Annotated in this window: 17 protein-coding genes; 11 read left to right on the top strand and 6 right to left on the bottom strand. The window is 70.3% G+C overall.

Annotation, left to right across the window (positions count from 1 at the left end; genetic code table 11):
- Positions 1-4 precede the first annotated feature (4 nt).
- From QNO11_RS09170 to QNO11_RS09150, 5 genes are all read left to right on the top strand, one after another.
- On the top strand, positions 5-409 hold the full coding sequence (locus QNO11_RS09170) for a DUF6113 family protein (protein ID WP_257508566.1): 405 nt from the start codon (positions 5-7) through the stop codon (positions 407-409).
- Complete coding sequence (fdxA, locus tag QNO11_RS09165; RefSeq protein WP_257508567.1) at positions 406-723, top strand: ferredoxin; 318 nt, start codon at positions 406-408, stop codon at positions 721-723. The genes QNO11_RS09170 and fdxA overlap by 4 nt, the downstream gene beginning before the upstream one ends.
- A 1-nt stretch (position 724) precedes the next feature.
- Positions 725-1,831 (top strand): succinyldiaminopimelate transaminase, encoded by a 1,107-nt coding sequence (gene dapC / locus QNO11_RS09160; RefSeq protein WP_257508568.1) that lies wholly within the window; start codon positions 725-727, stop codon positions 1,829-1,831.
- Positions 1,832-1,931: 100 nt separating this feature from the next.
- Positions 1,932-3,242: a citrate synthase gene (locus QNO11_RS09155; RefSeq protein ID WP_257508569.1), complete on the top strand. Its 1,311-nt coding sequence runs from the start codon at positions 1,932-1,934 to the stop codon at positions 3,240-3,242.
- A gap of 95 nt (positions 3,243-3,337) precedes the next feature.
- The gene (locus QNO11_RS09150) at positions 3,338-4,942 is read left to right on the top strand and encodes an L-lactate permease (protein ID WP_257508570.1); all 1,605 of its coding nucleotides are present in this window, start codon (positions 3,338-3,340) and stop codon (positions 4,940-4,942) included.
- Between the two features lie 3 nt (positions 4,943-4,945).
- Here the strand turns inward: QNO11_RS09150 and dapD are convergent, their stop codons facing one another.
- On the bottom strand, positions 4,946-5,893 hold the full coding sequence (dapD, locus tag QNO11_RS09145; protein WP_257508571.1) for a 2,3,4,5-tetrahydropyridine-2,6-dicarboxylate N-succinyltransferase: 948 nt from the start codon (positions 5,891-5,893) through the stop codon (positions 4,946-4,948).
- Positions 5,894-5,936: 43 nt separating this feature from the next.
- On the opposite strand from dapD, the gene dapE reads away from it, so the two are divergent.
- From dapE to QNO11_RS09130, 3 genes are all read left to right on the top strand, one after another.
- Complete coding sequence (gene dapE / locus QNO11_RS09140) at positions 5,937-7,013, top strand: succinyl-diaminopimelate desuccinylase (protein WP_257508572.1); 1,077 nt, start codon at positions 5,937-5,939, stop codon at positions 7,011-7,013.
- Positions 6,995-8,221 carry a putative hexosyltransferase gene (locus tag QNO11_RS09135; RefSeq protein ID WP_257508573.1) on the top strand — a complete coding sequence of 409 codons (1,227 nt, stop codon included), beginning with the start codon at positions 6,995-6,997 and terminating at the stop codon, positions 8,219-8,221. The genes dapE and QNO11_RS09135 overlap by 19 nt, the downstream gene beginning before the upstream one ends.
- Before the next feature lie 84 nt (positions 8,222-8,305).
- Positions 8,306-8,479, top strand: a complete 174-nt coding sequence (locus tag QNO11_RS09130) for a DUF3117 domain-containing protein (RefSeq protein WP_257508574.1) — start codon at positions 8,306-8,308, stop codon at positions 8,477-8,479.
- A 55-nt stretch (positions 8,480-8,534) separates the two neighbouring features.
- Here QNO11_RS09130 and QNO11_RS09125 read toward each other — a convergent pair whose 3' ends face one another.
- Positions 8,535-9,170, bottom strand: coding sequence for an O-methyltransferase (locus tag QNO11_RS09125; RefSeq protein WP_257508575.1), 636 nt, complete (start codon positions 9,168-9,170; stop codon positions 8,535-8,537).
- Positions 9,171-9,241: 71 nt separating this feature from the next.
- Here QNO11_RS09125 and QNO11_RS09120 point away from each other — a divergent pair, with 71 nt between their 5' ends.
- A complete protein-coding gene (locus tag QNO11_RS09120; protein ID WP_257508576.1) occupies positions 9,242-9,619 on the top strand; it encodes a twin-arginine translocase TatA/TatE family subunit in 378 nt (125 codons plus the stop codon).
- A 1-nt stretch (position 9,620) separates the two neighbouring features.
- Here QNO11_RS09120 and QNO11_RS09115 read toward each other — a convergent pair whose 3' ends face one another.
- Genes QNO11_RS09115 through QNO11_RS09105 form a run of 3 tightly spaced genes read right to left on the bottom strand, consistent with a single transcriptional unit; the run spans position 9,621 to position 12,615 of the window.
- On the bottom strand, positions 9,621-10,769 hold the full coding sequence (locus tag QNO11_RS09115; protein WP_257508577.1) for a P-loop NTPase: 1,149 nt from the start codon (positions 10,767-10,769) through the stop codon (positions 9,621-9,623).
- Positions 10,766-11,329: a DUF1003 domain-containing protein gene (locus tag QNO11_RS09110; protein ID WP_257508578.1), complete on the bottom strand. Its 564-nt coding sequence runs from the start codon at positions 11,327-11,329 to the stop codon at positions 10,766-10,768. The genes QNO11_RS09115 and QNO11_RS09110 overlap by 4 nt, the downstream gene beginning before the upstream one ends.
- Positions 11,329-12,615, bottom strand: a complete 1,287-nt coding sequence (locus QNO11_RS09105; RefSeq protein WP_257508579.1) for a magnesium transporter MgtE N-terminal domain-containing protein — start codon at positions 12,613-12,615, stop codon at positions 11,329-11,331. The genes QNO11_RS09110 and QNO11_RS09105 overlap by 1 nt, the downstream gene beginning before the upstream one ends.
- 73 nt (positions 12,616-12,688) lie before the next feature.
- Between QNO11_RS09105 and QNO11_RS09100 the strand changes: the two genes are divergently transcribed.
- Both QNO11_RS09100 and QNO11_RS09095 read left to right on the top strand, forming a co-directional pair.
- Complete coding sequence (locus tag QNO11_RS09100; RefSeq protein ID WP_257508580.1) at positions 12,689-13,363, top strand: YflT domain-containing protein; 675 nt, start codon at positions 12,689-12,691, stop codon at positions 13,361-13,363.
- Positions 13,360-14,073, top strand: a complete 714-nt coding sequence (locus QNO11_RS09095; RefSeq protein WP_257508581.1) for an alpha/beta hydrolase family protein — start codon at positions 13,360-13,362, stop codon at positions 14,071-14,073. Before QNO11_RS09100 ends, QNO11_RS09095 begins: the two co-directional genes overlap by 4 nt.
- Before the next feature lie 135 nt (positions 14,074-14,208).
- Here QNO11_RS09095 and QNO11_RS09090 read toward each other — a convergent pair whose 3' ends face one another.
- Positions 14,209-15,543 carry an HNH endonuclease signature motif containing protein gene (locus QNO11_RS09090; RefSeq protein WP_257508582.1) on the bottom strand — a complete coding sequence of 445 codons (1,335 nt, stop codon included), beginning with the start codon at positions 15,541-15,543 and terminating at the stop codon, positions 14,209-14,211.
- Between the last annotated feature and the right edge of the window lie 83 nt (positions 15,544-15,626).

Genomic DNA, 15,626 nt, shown 5'->3' with positions numbered 1-15,626 from the left:
AACGGTGGGATTTTCCTGGACTCGCGCGCTGACGTGGATCATCGCCCTCTTTGTGGGGCTCGTCTACGGCGCCGCCGGGACGGTCGCTCATGCGTTCATGCTCGGCTGGTTCCCGCTCGGGCTCATCCTGGCGATCATCGGTGTGGCTGCGCTGCTGCTGGCCGTGCGCCTGCTGACCGCCGATCGCTGGGCCGCGCTGGCAGCCGGCTTCGGCGCGATGATCGCGACCCTCGTCTTTTCCGGCGCCGGCCCCGGCGGGTCGATCATCGTGCCCGCCCCCGCTCCGGGGGAGTTCTCGGTGGGCATCGTCTGGACGATCGCGGTGCCGCTGCTGGTGGCCATCGTCGCGGCGTGGCCGGATCTGTCACGCCGTCCCGTTGCCGAGAGGTCGCCTAGACTGGGGGAGTGACGTATGTGATCGCCCTCCCGTGCGTCGATGTCAAGGATCGAGCCTGCATCGACGAGTGCCCTGTGGACTGCATCTACGAGGGCGAGAGGTCGTTGTACATCCACCCGGACGAATGCGTCGACTGCGGTGCCTGCGAACCGGTGTGCCCCGTCGAGGCGATCTACTACGAGGACGACCTTCCCGCGGAGTGGCACGACTACTACACCGCGAACGTGGAGTTCTTCCAGGACATCGGTTCTCCCGGCGGTGCAGCCAAGACCGGCGTCATCAAGCACGACCACCCGATCATCGCCGCGCTGCCGCCGCAGGCCTGACATGGCAGTCGCAGACCTCGCGGATTACCCGTGGGATGCCGTCGCGCCCTACGCGGCCACCGCGCGGGCGCACCCCGGTGGCATCGTCGACCTGTCCGTCGGCTCCCCGGTCGATCCCACCCCGCCCGTGGTCGCGGCAGCCCTGGCCGACGCGACCGACGCCCACGCCTACCCACAGACGGCGGGCACCCCGCAGCTGCGGGAGGAGATCGTCCGCTGGTTCGCACGCCGGCGCGGTGTATCGGCGCTCACCCCCGACCACGTGCTGCCCACGATCGGGTCCAAGGAGCTGGTGGCGTTGCTGCCGCTGCTGCTGGGGATCGGTCCGGGCGATGTCGTCGTGCATCCCCGTGCCGCCTATCCGACCTACGAGGTAGGTGCGCGCCTGGTGGGCGCCACCCCCGTCGCCGCCGACGAGCCCGCCCAGTGGCCGGAGGGCACGCGGCTGGTGTGGCTCAACTCGCCGGGTAACCCCGACGGCCGCGTGCTCGACCACGACGAGTTGCGCGCAGCGGTCTCCCGCGCCCGGGAGCTGGGCGCGGTGATCGCCAGCGACGAGTGCTACGCCGAGCTGGGCTGGGACGGCCGCTGGGCCGACGAGCCCGTGCCGAGCGTGCTGGATCCGCAGGTGGCAGGATCTGACCTCACCGGCCTGCTCGCGGTGTACTCGCTGAGCAAGCAGTCCAACCTCGCCGGGTACCGCGCCGCGTTCCTCGCGGGGGACCCGAGCCTGGTGGCGCGCCTGCTGACCGCGCGCAAGCACCTCGGGCTCATGCCACCCGCGCCGGTGCAGGCCGCCGCGGCTGCCGCTCTCGCCGACGACGCGCACGTCGCGGGGCAGAAGGAGCGCTACCGGCACCGTCGCGAGACGCTGCGCCCTGCCGTCGAGGCGGCCGGTTTCCGCATCGACCGCAGTGAGGCCGGGCTGTACCTGTGGGCCACCGAGGGCCGCGACGCCTGGGAGAGCATGGCCGCCCTCGCCGAGCGCGGCATCCTCGCCGGTCCCGGTCATTTCTACGGGCCGCACTTCCCGCAGCACGTGCGCTTCTCGCTCACCGCGACCGATGAGCGCATCGCCGAAGCAGCGCGGCGGTTGCACTCCTCGTAGATTTCCTCCATCGGATCCCATGATCCGTTGGCGCCGATCGGAGTAGGCCGCACCGCCCGTTAGGCTGTATTCACTGATACCCCGAGCGCAAGGAGGCTTCGTGAGCGACGCCAGCACCCAGCAGCCCACCGCCCCCCGGCCCGTTGCGACGGTTACGATCGGGGACCGCACCGCCGAGCTTCCCGTGCTGCGGGGCACCGACGGCACGTCCAGTGTCGATCTGTCGACCTTCACCAAGCAGACCGGTCACACGACGCTGGACTACGGGTTCGTCAACACCGCGGCCACCAAGTCCGCGATCACCTACATCGACGGCGACGAGGGCATCCTCCGCTACCGCGGGTACCCGATCGAGCAGCTCGCGAAGAACAGCACGTACCTCGAGGTCGCGTGGCTGCTGCTGTACGGCGAGCTTCCCACCGCCGACCAGCTCGGGGCCTTCGACGAGCGCATCCGCCGTCACACCCTGCTGCACGAGGACCTCAAGCGCTTCTTCTCGTCGCTGCCGCACACCGCGCACCCCATGTCGGTGCTCTCGTCGGCTACGGCGGCGCTGTCGACCTACTACGAGCACCAGTCCGACCCGAACAACCCCGAGCACGTCGAGTTGAACACGATCCGACTGCTGGCCAAGCTCCCCGTCATCGCGACGTACGCGCACAAGAAGAGCGTCGGGCAAGCGTTCTTGTACCCGGACAACTCGATGAGCTTCGTGGACAACTTCCTGCGCCTGAACTTCGGTGTGCTCAGCGAGCCGTACGAGATCAACCCCGTGATGTCGCGGGCGCTGGAGCGCCTGCTGATCCTGCACGAGGACCACGAGCAGAACGCGTCCACGTCGACCGTTCGCCTCGTCGGATCGACGGGGGCCAACCAGTTCTCGTCGATCTCGGCGGGCATCAACGCGCTGTACGGGCCGCTGCACGGCGGTGCCAACGAGGCGGTCCTGGACATGCTCGCTCGCATCCGCGACTCCGGCGAGAGCGTGCAGCGGTTCGTGGAACGCGTGAAGAACAAGGAAGACGGCGTGAAGCTCATGGGCTTCGGGCACCGGGTCTATAAGAACTACGACCCGCGCGCCAAGCTCGTGAAGGAATCCGCTGACGAGGTGCTCACCGAGCTGGGCGTGCACGACCCGCTGCTGGATCTCGCGAAGGAGCTCGAGGACATCGCGCTCAACGACGACTACTTCAAGGAGCGGCGCCTGTACCCCAACGTCGACTTCTACACCGGCGTGATCTACAAGGCGATGGGGTTCCCCACGCGCATGTTCACCGTGCTGTTCGCGATCGGCCGGCTGCCCGGCTGGCTGGCGCACTGGCAGGAGATGCAGAACGACCCGCAGACGAAGATCGGCCGCCCGCAGCAGCTGTACACCGGCGCCCCGCGTCGCGACTACCCGGGCGTCTGAGCCGCCCCGGACCGCCCGCAACGGGATGGGGTGACCACAGGGCCCCTGTCGCGTAACGTGGCCACGGCACGACCCCGACCGACCGGAGGCGTTCCATGTGGCAGCAGTCGACTGACCCTTTCGGGAGCCTCTGGCTCTCGGCTCTCGTCGCCGCGATTCCGATCGTGGTCTTCCTGGTGCTGCTGGTAGGGGTCAAGCTCAGCGGGCTGTACGCCGCTGCGATCGCTCTGGTTGTCGAGATCATCGTCGCGATGTGGGCGTTCGGGATGCCGGTGGATGTCGTCGCCGGCGCAGGACTGATCGGGATCCTCAACGCCATCTGGCCGATCGCTTACATCATCGTGATGGCGGTGTGGCTGTACCGGCTGGCGGTGATCAGCGGCCGGTTCGACGTCATCCGCGCGTCCATCGGCGGCATCTCGCCGGATCAGCGCATCCAGGTGCTGCTCATCAGCTTCGCGTTCGGCGCGTTCCTGGAGGGTGCGGCGGGGTTCGGCGTGCCGATCGCGATCTGTGCCGCGCTGCTGGTGCAGCTGGGGTTCCGGCCCGTGAAAGCGGCCATGATCTCGCTCGTGGCCAACGCCGCCGCCGGCGCGTACGGTGCGATCGGCATCCCCGTGATCGTGGCGGCGCAGGTCACCGGCATCGACGTGATGATCCTGTCGAAGTCGATGGTGGTCATCCTGCAGCCGCTGACGCTGCTGATCCCGTTCCTGCTGGTGATGATCCTCGACGGCTGGCGCGGGCTGAAGGAGACGTTGCCGGCGACCCTCGTGGTCACGATCGTGTTCAGCGGCATCCAGGCAGGTGTGCTGTGGTTCCTGGGGCCGGAGCTGGCCGACATCGGGGCGGGCCTGGGAGCGATGGTGGCCCTGTTCCTGCTCGGGCGGGTCTGGCAGCCCAAGCGGCAGTTCCGCGAGGACGGCGGCGCGGCGCCGACCATCGAGCACCATGGGCTGCGCAAGATCGCGGTGGCCTGGAGCCCGTTCTACATCCTCACCGCGTTCATCCTGGTGTGGAGCCTGCCGGCGTTCAAAGCGCTGTTCGCCGAGGGCGGCGCGCTGGCGTGGGCCGTGGTGAAGGTCCCCATCCCGGGGCTGACGAACGAGGTCACGTCCGCGGCGGGGTCGGTGGTGACCGCGACGTGGGACTTCACGCCGCTCAACGCGACCGGCACCGCGATCCTGCTGGCGGTGATCGTGTCGTTCTTCACGACGCCGAACCTGGATCGCCGTGCGTTCTTCGGCGAGTTCGCCGCCACGGTCCGGGCGCTGTGGCAGGCGCTGGCGCTCATCACGCTGATCCTGGCGCTGGCGAACATCGCCAACTACTCGGGGGGGTCCACCTCGATGGGATCGGCCCTGGCCGCGATGGGTGTGCTGGTGCCGCTGCTGGCGCCGATCATCGGCTGGATCGGGGTGTTCCTCACCGGCTCGGTCGTCAACAACAACACCCTGTTCGCCCCGCTCCAGGTCGCCACGGCGGAGGGGATCGGCGCCGACCCGGCGCTGCTGGTGGCCGGCAACACCGCCGGCGGCAACACCGCGAAGGTCATCTCGCCCCAGTCGATCGCGATCGCGGCCGGGGCCGTGGGGCTGTCCGGCCGCGAGAGCGAGATCCTGCGCGCGTCGATCCTCTACAGCTTCGGGATGCTCGTGGTCATCTGCCTGTGGAGCTTCACGCTGTACGTGGCGTTCTGACGCTCAGGCGTGCAGTGCCTCGTTGAGCGTGACTCCGGCGCCGTCGCGGCTGACGGCTTCGACCGCGCCGGTGAGGGAATTGCGACGGAACAGCAGGCCGTTGCGTCCCGACAGTTCCGCGGCCTTGACGACCGGGCGGGAACCGTCGTGCGTGACCGGCTCGGCGGCGAGCGTGACCTTCGTTCCTGCCGTGACGTACAACCCCGCCTCGACGATGCAGTCGTCGCCGAGGGAGATGCCGATGCCGGCGTTGGCGCCCAGCAGCGTGCGTGCGCCGATCGACACGCGGTGGCTGCCGCCGCCGGAGAGGGTTCCCATGATCGACGCGCCGCCGCCGATGTCGCTGCCGTCGCCGACGACGACGCCCTGCGAGATGCGCCCTTCGACCATCGAGGCGCCGAGCGTGCCGGCGTTGAAGTTGACGAAGCCCTCGTGCATGACGGTCGTGCCCGGTGCGAGGTAGGCACCAAGGCGCACCCGTGCGGTGTCGGCGATGCGCACGCCGGACGGAGCGAGGTAGTCGGTGAGCCGGGGGAACTTGTCGAGGCTGTGCACCTGGATGCCGTGACGCTGCAGCGCCGGGCGCAACGTGGCGGCGTCGTCCGGGAGCATCGGGCCGGCGTTGGTCCACGCGACGATCGGCAGGTGACCGAAGATGCCGTCGAGATTCAGCTCATTGGGGGCGACCAGCCGGTGCGAGAGCGCCTGCAGGCGCAGGTAGGCGTCGGGTGTGGACGCGGGAGCGGCATCCAGGTCGATCTCGATCGAGACGGCGTCGACGGTGACGTTGCGACGCTCATCCGGGCCGGTCAGCCCCTCGAAGTCGGCGACGGCGTCGATGTCGACGGGGCGGGGACCGGTCTGCGGGTGCGGGAACCACGCGTCCAGCACCGTGCCGTCCGCAGCCGTCGTGGTCAGTCCTGTTGCCCAGATCCGTCGTGCATCGCTCATCCCTCCAGCGTATCCGCCGTGTCGGGCTGGCTAGACTCGGGGGATGCCACGGCTCGACCTGACTGCGTCCTCCGCCGAACTCACTCGGGCGATCTGCGACATTCCGAGTGTGTCCGACGACGAAACCGCCCTCGCCGATGCGATCCACGACGCGGTGCTGGCGCTGCCGCACCTGGAGGTGCATCGCGACGGTGACACGATCGTCGCGCGGACCCGGCTCGGCCGGGCGCAGCGGGTCGCGATCGCCGGCCACATCGACACCGTGCCGATCAACGGCAACCTGCCCACGCGGGAGATCGACGTCGACGGCGAGCCCTACCTGTGGGGTAGGGGCACCGTCGACATGAAAGCCGGGGTGGCGGTGCAGCTCAAGCTCGCGGCCGAGTTGACCGATCCCCGCGTCGACATCACCTGGCTCTGGTACGACCACGAAGAGGTGGAAGCCTCCCGCAGCGGCCTGACCCGGCTCGCCCGCACCCGCCCCGACCTGTTCGCCGCCGACTTCGCGATCCTGGGGGAGCCCTCCAACGGTGAGGTGGAGGGCGGCTGCAACGGCACGCTCCGCGCCGTGGTCCGCACCCGCGGCGCCCGTGCCCACAGCGCCCGGTCGTGGATGGGGGCCAACGCCATCCACGCGGCGGCGCCCATCCTCACCCGCCTGGCCGAGTATCGCGCCGAGGAGGTCCCGGTCGAAGGACTGGTCTATCGCGAGGGGCTCAATGCCGTGGCGATCCACGGCGGGGTGGCGGGCAACGTCATCCCGGACCTGTGCGAGGTGGAGGTGAACTACCGGTTCGCCCCGAGCCGCGACGGCGCCGAGGCCGAACGCCACGTCCGTGAGGTGTTCGCCGGGTTCGACGTGGAGATCACCGATCTTGCCGATGGCGCGCGTCCCGGGATGGACGCGCCGCTGGCTCAGGAGTTCGTCGCGGCCGTCGGGGCGGTGCCGAAGCCGAAGTACGGGTGGACCGACGTCGCGCGCTTCTCGGCGCTGGGGGTACCGGCCGTCAACTACGGACCGGGCGACCCGCACCTGGCCCACCACGACCAGGAGCGGGTGCCGCTCGCGCAGATCGATGCCGTGGAGCGGGGTCTTCGCGCGTGGTTGACCGCGCCCTGATCACCGCTCCGGCGCGGGGGGTGGCAGCGCTGCCGCTCGCGCTGCGCATCGCCGTGCTGTATCTGGCCTCACGGCTGATCACCCACGGTCTGCTGCTGCTGGCCGCCGCACTCGCCCCGCCCGGATCCCGCTTCGGCGCCGACGCGACGGTGGGCGCACTGCTGGCCGGCTGGGACGCGCAGTGGTATTGGATGGTGGCGTTCGCCGGCTACCCGCAGACCCTTCCGCTGACCGACGCCGGCCTCGTCGCCGAGAATCAGTGGGCGTTCCTGCCGGTGTATCCCACCGTGGCAGGCTGGGTGGGCGCGCTGCTCGGCCCATCGTGGGTCGCGGGCGCGGTGGTGGTGTCCCTCGTCGCGGGCTACGGCGCGACGTACGTGCTGTGCCGGCTGCTGACCGAGCGCATCGGGGCCGGCGCGGCGCAGTGGGCGGCACTGATGTTCGCCTGCGCTCCACTGGCGGCGCTGTTCCACGTCGGCTACGCCGAGTCGCTCTTCCTGTTCCTGCTGTTCTTGGCGCTGTGGGCCGTGCAGCGCCGCAGATACGCGTGGCTGTACGTGCTGATCCCGTTGATGGGCTTCACCCGGCCCGGGGTGCTCGCGTTCTCCCTCTTCCTGGCGCTGCACGGGGTGGCGCGGTGGCTCAAGCGCCGAACCGACCCGCTCACGACGCGCGAGATCGTGCACATCGTCGCCTCCGGGTTGCTCGGCGCCGCGGTGGGGTTGTCCTGGATGGTCATCGCGGCGCTGGTCACCGGACAGGCGGATGCCTATCTCGCGACCGAGCTGGCGTGGCGGCGCAACTGGGTGCCGGACGCGGGTGGCACCTTCCTGCCGTTCGAGGGTTTCGTCCAGGCCGCCGCGTTCTGGTTCAGCCAGTGGGGCTTGGGTGCCGTCGCCGGTTACATCGCCCTTGCGGCATCCGTCGCGCTCGTCGCCGTGGTGCTGTGGCGGGGGAAGCATGTGCGCCGGTTGGGGGTGGATCTGCGGCTGTGGTCGGCCGCTTACCTGCTCTACCTGCTGGCCGTGTTCTTCCCGCAGTCGAGCATCCTTCGCCTGCTGCTGCCGTTGTCGCCGCTGTGGGGAGCGGTGGCGATGCCGCCCTCGCGGGTGTGGCGGGTGGGCGTGATCGTGGTGTGCCTGGCGGGGCAATGGTGGTGGATCTACAACATGTACGCCCTCGGGAACACGTTCTGGCGTATCCCCTGAATATGTTTCCAGCGGCCCGGATTATCCCCTGTCGGTTGCACAGGATAAACTCAGGACCAGACCTACGACGAAAAGGAGCCCGCAATGGCAGCCATGAAGCCGCGAACCGGTGATGGACCGATGGAGGCCGTGAAGGAGGGACGCCTGATCATTGTGCGTGTTCCCCTCGAAGGCGGCGGTCGCCTGGTGGTCTCGGTCAATGACGACGAGGCGAAAGAACTTTACAACGTCCTCGGCGGCGTGGTCAGCGCAGCCTGACGCACAACGCACGTCCGAAGCGGCCGGTCATTGCGACCGGCCGCTTCGTCGTTGGTCACGGGGTGTAGACCGTGGTCAGCTGCAGCAGGCCTTCGCCGGTGATCGACAGGGCGCCCACCACCGCGGCGGAGGACTGCGTCTCCTGGATGAGTGAGCGGTAGGCGCTGGTGATCGGGTCGCGGCGCACCGGGTCGGCGACGGCGCCGCCGCCGAGCACGCGGGGCACCAGGACGGTGCCGCCGGCGCGCACGAGGCGCAGGCCATGCTCGACGTACTCGATGACACCCTCGGGGTCGGCGTCGATCAGCACGATGTCGTAGGAGGCCTCGTTCATGCGAGGCAGCACGTCGGATCCGCGGCCGCTGATGAACCGGGCACGGGCGGGGGCGACGCCGGCGGCGCTGAACGCCTGGCGGGCAGCGCCCAGGTGCTCCCGCTCGATGTCGATGGTCGTGAGCGTCGCGCGCGGCGAGCCGTGCAGGAGCCACAGGCCCGACACTCCGGCCCCGGTGCCGATCTCGACGATATTGAGGGCCTTCGACGCGGCGGCGATGACCGCGCACTGCGCGCCGACGGGTGCGCTGATCGGATCGGCACCCAGCTCCAGTGCGTGTGCGCGTGCTCGCGCGATCTTGTCAGGTTCAACCGTGACCTCGGCTGCGAACCTGCGGTTCGCGTCGTGCTCGCCCATGGGGACCTCCAGCAGTCAGCGTACGCGGGCGCAACGCTCGAACGAGGCAGGCGCACGGGTAACCTGGTCGCATGGTGTTCGGGCTCACGTGGGAGAAGCTGCTGCTGATCGCTGTGATCGCCGGCATGCTCATCGGTCCCGAGCGACTGCCGCGGTACGCCGAAGGGCTTGCCCGCTTCACCGTGCGCGCCCGCGAGTGGGTTTCCGGCGCGAAGACGCGCGTCAAGGACGAGATGGGCGGCGAACTCGACGACGTGGATTGGCGGAAGCTCGATCCCCGTCAGTACGACCCGCGGCGCATCATCCGGGAGGCGCTGCTGGACGACGCCCCGACGCCCACGGTGCGCGCTGCGGCAGCGGGAGCGGCGATCAGCGCGGCGTCCGCAGCGCCTCAGCCCGCAGCTGTGCGCCCGGAGGGCCCGCCGCCCTTCGACGCCGAAGCGACCTGAGTCAGCGCGGCGCGAACGGCAGGGGACGGCCGGCGAGGCTGCGGCCCTGCGCGAGGATGCCGTCGGCGAGGCCGATGATCGCAGCCGCCGCCGGGTCGGCGGGGGCGCCGGCGACGACCGGCACCCCGGTGTCGCCGCTGACGCGCAGCGCGGGGCTGAGCGGCACGGTCGCCAGGAGCGGCACGGGTGCGGCATCCAGCGACAGCGCCGCGGCGACCGCTGCCCCGCCGCCGGCGCCGAACAGATCGAGCACGGTGCCGTCGGGCAGGGTCATCGCGGCCATGTTCTCCACGACGCCGATCACGCGCTGGCCGGTCTGGCGGGCGACGAGACCGCTGCGGACGGCGACGTCGGATGCCGCGGCCTGCGGCGTGGTGACGACGAGGACTTCGGCGTGGGGGAGCAACTGCCCGACCGAGATGGCGACGTCGCCGGTACCAGGCGGCATGTCCAGCAGCAGCACGTCGAGGTCACCGAAGTACACCTCGGTGAGGAACTGCTGCACGGTGCGGTGTAGCATCGGCCCGCGCCAGGCGACCGCGCCGCCCCCGGCGACACCGTCGCGGGGGAGGAACATGCCGATGGAGATGGCCTTCACGCCGTAGGCGACCGGCGGCAGCATGAGGTCGTCGATGCGGGTGGGCTGCGGCGGGAGGCCGTCGGGGCCGACCAGGCCCAGCAGACCCGGGATGGAGAACCCGTGCACGTCGGCGTCGATGACCCCGACCGCCGCGCCCCGCGCGGCAAGCGCCACAGCGAGGTTGGCGGTGAGGGTCGACTTGCCGACGCCGCCCTTGCCGCTGGTGACGGCGATGACCCGGGTGAGCGAGTCGGGGCCGAAGGGCATCTGGCGTGCGGCCCGGCCGCCGCGCAGCCGCTCGGTGAGGGCGGCGCGCTGCTGCGGGGTCATGACCCCGACAGTCAGTGCCACGCCGGTGATGCCGGGGACGGCGGCCGCGGCGGCACGCACGTCGGACTCGATGCGCTGCGCGGCGGGGCAGCCGACGATAGTGAGGGCGATGGACACGTCGGCAACGCCCTCGCGCACGGCGACGGCCTGCACCATGTCGAGTTCGGCCAGCGGGCGGCGCAGCTCGGGGTCGGTGACGGCCCCGACCGCAGCGCGAACGGCATCGTCGATCGTGCTCACGCGGGCGTCGCCTCGTCGGTGGTGCCGACGGCGCTGTTTTCGTGGCCGACCTGGCCGCTGTTGCGCCCTTCGACGCGTTCCAGTGCGCGGTTGAGCTCCTGGCGCAGCACGTCCTTGGTGACGACTTCGCTGGTGACCTCAGTCAGCGCCATGCGCAGTGCGACGATCTCGCGGGCGAGGTATTCGGTGTCGGCGAGGTTGCGTTCGGAGCGCTGCCGATCCTGTTCGATCTGCACGCGGTCGCGGTCGTCCTGACGGTTCTGCGCCAGCAGGATCAGCGGCGCGGCGTACGACGCCTGCAGCGACAGCATGAGGGTCAGCGCGGTGAAGCCGTTCGCGGCCGAGTCGAAGCGCAGATGTGCCGGCACCAGCGTGTTCCAGCTGATCCACGCGATGCAGAACAGGGTGAGCAGCAGCAGGAACATCGGCGTGCCCATGGCACGCGCGATCCACTCGGTGAAGCGGCCGAATGTGTCGCGCGACGGCTGCGCGGGGCGGGGGGTGAGCATCCCCGGGCGTCCGAGCGGCGCCTCGAGGGTCGCCTTTGGTGCGCGGGCCATCAGCGGCGTCCCATTCGCGACGGGGGAGCGGCGTGGCCGATTTCGTGCGGCGGCGCATCGTGCGATCGCCAGTCGTCGGGCAGCAGGTAATCGAGCACGTCGTCGACGCTGACCGCGCCGACCAGCCGGTGGGCCTGATCGATGACGGGAAGGGAAACCAGGTTGTACGTCGCCAGCAGGCGCGCCACTTCGGTCGCCGATGCGGTTGCCAGCACCGGCTCGAGGGTGTCGTCGATGATGGCCCCCAGCCGCTCGTGCGGCGGGTAGCGCAGCATCCGCTGGAAATGCACGACACCCAAGAGGCGCCCGGTGGGGGTCTCGAACGGCGGCAGCGTGATGTAGACCGACGCAGCGAGGGCGGGGTGCAGTTCGTGGCGGCGGATGAGGGCCAGCGCCTCGGCCACGGTGTTCTCGGCCGACAGCACGATGGGCTCGTTGGTCATCAGACCGCCGGCGGTGTCGGGACCGTACTCCAGGAGCGCGCGGACGTCTTCGGCCTCGTCGGGCTCCATGAGGCCCAGCAACTGAGCGATGCGCCCGGCGGGCAGCTGACCGAGCAGGTCGGCGGCGTCGTCGGGTTCCATGTGGTCGAGGATGTCGGCGGCGCGTTCGTCACCGAGCCGTTCGAGGATGTGCATCTGCTCGTCTTCGGGCATCTCTTCGAGCGCGTCCGCCAGCCGGTCATCCGGCAGCTCTTCGGCGACTTCGAACAGGCGCTCCTCGGGGAGGTCAAGCAGGGTGTTGGCGAGGTCGGCCGGCTTGAGTTCGGAATACGTCGCGACCAGCTGCTCAGCGGACTGGGCTTCGCCCGGAGTCTGGTCCTCGCGCACTTCAGCCCAGGAGGCGAACGTCGTCGGCCCCTTGGCGAAGGGGGAGGCGCTGGTCTTCGGGCGCCGCAGGAACAGCTGCGACACGTCCCATTCGCCGATGCGGTTGCGGTCGATAGCGACGTCTTCGATCACCGCGGTGCCGCTGCCGTCGCGGAGGTAGACCTTGCGGCCGAGCAGTTCCGCCATGACGCGCACTTCGCCGCCGCGCTGCTGGAAGCGCCGAACGTTGATCAGGCCGGTGGTGATCACCTGGCCGGTCACGATGGAGGTGACGCGTCCGATCGAGAGGAAGACGTTGCGCCGGCCTGGGATCTCCACGACGAGGCCGATCACCCGGGGCGGGTCGTCTTTTCGGAAGATGACGACGACGTCCCGAACCTTGCCGAGGCGGTCACCGGCGGGGTCGAAGACCGTACAGCCGGCCAGCCGCGCGACGAAAACCCTCTGCGTGCTCACGTCACAAGCGTAGTGCGCGGGCCGTGCGCGCGGCCCCGAAGCGCCGTGTGAGTGCCCATGCGAAGATGGGGAGATGAGCATGATGGGGGCCTTCGGTTCGGGGCGGAACACTGTCGGCGATACCGTCGCGACCTTCACGACCTACGAGGCTGCACAGAAGGCGGTGTCGGCGCTCATCGCCGCCGACGTGCCGGCGCGTGACATCGCGATCGTGGGGCAGGACCTGCGCTCGATCGAGAAGGTCACCGGGCGGCTGGGCTACGCCACCGCCGCTCGCCAAGGCGCCATCAACGGCGTGCTGCTCGGATTGCTGTTCGCGGCGATCTTCGTGCTCGGCACGCCGGATGTCCCGATCCAGCTGTTCGTCGGCGTGCTGTTCGTCGGCATCGCGATGGGCATGCTGATGAGCATCATCACGTATTCGTTCGTGCGCCGCCGTCGGGACTACGCCTCGATCACTCAGGTGGTCGCCGACCGCTACGACCTCACCGTGCTGCCCAGCAGCGTGCACCGCGCGCGCCAGGCGCTGGGGCGCGGGGACGCACCGGCCGTCGCCGTCGCCCCGACCCCGGTCGCTCCGGGCGCGGCGCCGGGAACCGCGCCTGCGCCGGCACCGCGTCCCGCCCTTGATGACCCGAACGAGCCGCCGCGGTATGGCGAGCGCATCGTCCCGCCACAGGCGACACCCGCGGACGGCGCGGCGCCGGAGGATTCCGGCGACGCGGGCGAGGACGACCGCCGCGCATGACCGAGGGCTTCACCGTCGCACTTCCGACCGGTGAGGTGACCGTCTCGGCGGCATTCGAGACGCCCGCCGATCCGTGGGCGGCGATGGCAATCGCCCATGGCGCCGGAGCCGGATACTCCCACCCGTTCCTCGTCGGTTTCGCCCGCGGCATGCGCGCCGCCGGCGTGGCTACGCTGCGGTTCAACTTCCCGTACGTCGAAGCAGGGCGGCGGATGCCGGGACCGGCCGCACACGCGGTGGCCACCTGGCGTGCCGCCGATGCCGCGCTGCGCGCCCAGGCGCCCGGAGTGCCGGTCTGGGCGGCCGGCAAGTCGTACGGCGGGCGCATGGCGTCGATGGCGGCGGCGGAGGGTGAGATCGCGCCTGCAGGGCTGGTGTACCTGGGGTACCCGCTGCATCCACCCGGGCAGCCCGAGAAGCTGCGCGTCGCCCACCTTCCCGATGTTGCGCCGCCGCAGCTGTTCGTCGAGGGGACCAACGACCCGTTCGTCGATCCGCACGCTGAACTGGACGATGCCGTGGCATCCTGCCGGGATGCCGCCGTGCACTGGGTCGACGGCGGTAACCACTCGTTCGAGGTGAAGGGCCGCAAGCGCCCCGCCGACGAGGTCGGCGAGGGATTGGCGGACGTCGTCGTGGCATGGTTGCGAGCACGCTCCGCTGCCGCTGAGATGCGGAGATCTGCCGGAATGCGGATGCCTGAGTACTGAACATCCGCATTCCGGAGGATCTCCTCATTTCGGCTCTGGGGCTGAGTGAAGCGGTACAGCCCTCGTAGTGCAGCAGGCACGAGCGCCACGGCCCGCCGTCCGGCAGTGCCGGATAGGCGGGCGGGTGCCCCGCACCTAGAACGGTGGGGGTGCGCCGCTGCTGGCCGCGGCGATGAACTCCAACGTGCGCTGCGGGATGTCGCGGTAGACCCTCCCGGTGGGGCTGGTCCACACCAGCACCCCGCCGGGGTGTTGTTCCACGGTCCAGGCGGTGTTGTGTTTGAGCATGTGGTGCCGTTTGCACAGGTGGGCGAGGTTGCACACCCGGGTGGGGCCGCCGTGGGCGTAGTCGACGGTGTGGTCGATGTCGCAGTGCCACACCGCGGCGCGGCAGCCGGGGAACCGGCAGTGCTCGTCCCGGCCCCGCAGGAACCGGCGTTGCGCCCTGGAGGGCCGGTAGGTGTCGGTGCTGTCGATCGCGCCGGTGCGGGGGTCGGTGAACATCCGGTCCCACGCAGTGGCGTGGGAAGCGAAGTGGCGGGCAGTGCCCGGGTCCATCGGCCCGTGCCCCACGAACGTGGCGGGCACATCCGCACCGGTGAGGGTCGCAGCGGGCACGGTCACTTGGATGTGCGCGACGATCGCATCCGTCTCACACACCGTGGCGTCGGAGGCTGCCGCGGTGGCGTGCCCGGTGAGCAGCAGGTCACTGAGCACGTCGGCGCGCCGCTGGTCCATCGTGCGGTCGTCGGGTTCCGCGGCGTCCGCGGCCTCCGCGGCGGCCACATCCGCCCCATCCGCCCCGTCTGCGGCACCGTCCTGTTCGAGGAGCATGCGGGCGCACTGGGTGATCCGGTCCATGATCCCGTGGACGAGGTGCGCGGGGAGCAGAGCACCCAGCTCGGCCATGCCGTCCGCCAGGTCGTGCACCCACACCCGGCGGGCTTCGGCCGCCGTCGCGTACCGCTGCACGAACGGAACAGGGTCGATGCGTTGCGCGAGCGCGAGGATCGCCGGCCGGGCTCGGCCCGCGGTTTCTTTCTCCGCGACCGCGAGGGCGGCCTGTTCGAACATCGCCCGCGCGTCGGGGTCGGTGAGCCGGGCGCCGGCTTCTTCGATCACCCGCAGATGCCCGATGTCGATGCGGCCCTCCGCCAGTGCGGTGACGGTGGCGGGGAAACGGTCGCGCATCACGGTCGCCTGGTGGATGCGGTTCTGCATCCCCCGATCCGACCGGCGCGTGGCTGCCGCGAGCTCCGCCGCGATCGACCGCAGCGGCAGTTCCCGTTCCCGCTGCGACGAGAGCGGGATGCGGGCAGTTTCCGCCGCCGCGATGTCTCCCGCGCGGCCCAGCAGTGCGAGTTGGCGGGCCTGGATCGCGGCGAGCTGTCGGTCGGTCTCCACCATCTCCGCGACCACCGCGAACGCCGACATCACGTCGGTCGGGGTGGTGGTCGGGGAGGTGTTCATACCCCCAATCCTGCCGACCCCCTCCGACATTGACAGGCCTAAAAGCCAGGTCCCACGGGCATTGTGGAAAAGTCACACAAAAT

The organism is Microbacterium sp. zg-B96, assembly GCF_030246865.1.
Classification (GTDB): domain Bacteria; phylum Actinomycetota; class Actinomycetes; order Actinomycetales; family Microbacteriaceae; genus Microbacterium.
The sequence above is the reverse complement of the archived record's forward strand: the minus strand, read 5'-3'. Positions and strand labels throughout refer to the sequence as shown.

What these genes read in the sequence shown, in the direction of transcription:
- dapC (WP_257508568.1), top strand. Translation starts at nt 725, where the DNA reads ATGGCAGTCGCAGACCTCGCGGATTACCCGTGGGATGCCGTCGCGCCC.
- QNO11_RS09150 (WP_257508570.1), top strand. Translation starts at nt 3,338, where the DNA reads ATGTGGCAGCAGTCGACTGACCCTTTCGGGAGCCTCTGGCTCTCGGCT.
- dapD (WP_257508571.1), bottom strand. Translation starts at nt 5,893, where the DNA reads ATGAGCGATGCACGACGGATCTGGGCAACAGGACTGACCACGACGGCT.
- dapE (WP_257508572.1), top strand. Translation starts at nt 5,937, where the DNA reads ATGCCACGGCTCGACCTGACTGCGTCCTCCGCCGAACTCACTCGGGCG.
- QNO11_RS09130 (WP_257508574.1), top strand. Translation starts at nt 8,306, where the DNA reads ATGGCAGCCATGAAGCCGCGAACCGGTGATGGACCGATGGAGGCCGTG.
- QNO11_RS09125 (WP_257508575.1), bottom strand. Translation starts at nt 9,170, where the DNA reads ATGGGCGAGCACGACGCGAACCGCAGGTTCGCAGCCGAGGTCACGGTT.
- QNO11_RS09120 (WP_257508576.1), top strand. Translation starts at nt 9,242, where the DNA reads ATGGTGTTCGGGCTCACGTGGGAGAAGCTGCTGCTGATCGCTGTGATC.
- QNO11_RS09110 (WP_257508578.1), bottom strand. Translation starts at nt 11,329, where the DNA reads ATGGCCCGCGCACCAAAGGCGACCCTCGAGGCGCCGCTCGGACGCCCG.
- QNO11_RS09100 (WP_257508580.1), top strand. Translation starts at nt 12,689, where the DNA reads ATGAGCATGATGGGGGCCTTCGGTTCGGGGCGGAACACTGTCGGCGAT.
- QNO11_RS09095 (WP_257508581.1), top strand. Translation starts at nt 13,360, where the DNA reads ATGACCGAGGGCTTCACCGTCGCACTTCCGACCGGTGAGGTGACCGTC.
- QNO11_RS09090 (WP_257508582.1), bottom strand. Translation starts at nt 15,543, where the DNA reads ATGAACACCTCCCCGACCACCACCCCGACCGACGTGATGTCGGCGTTC.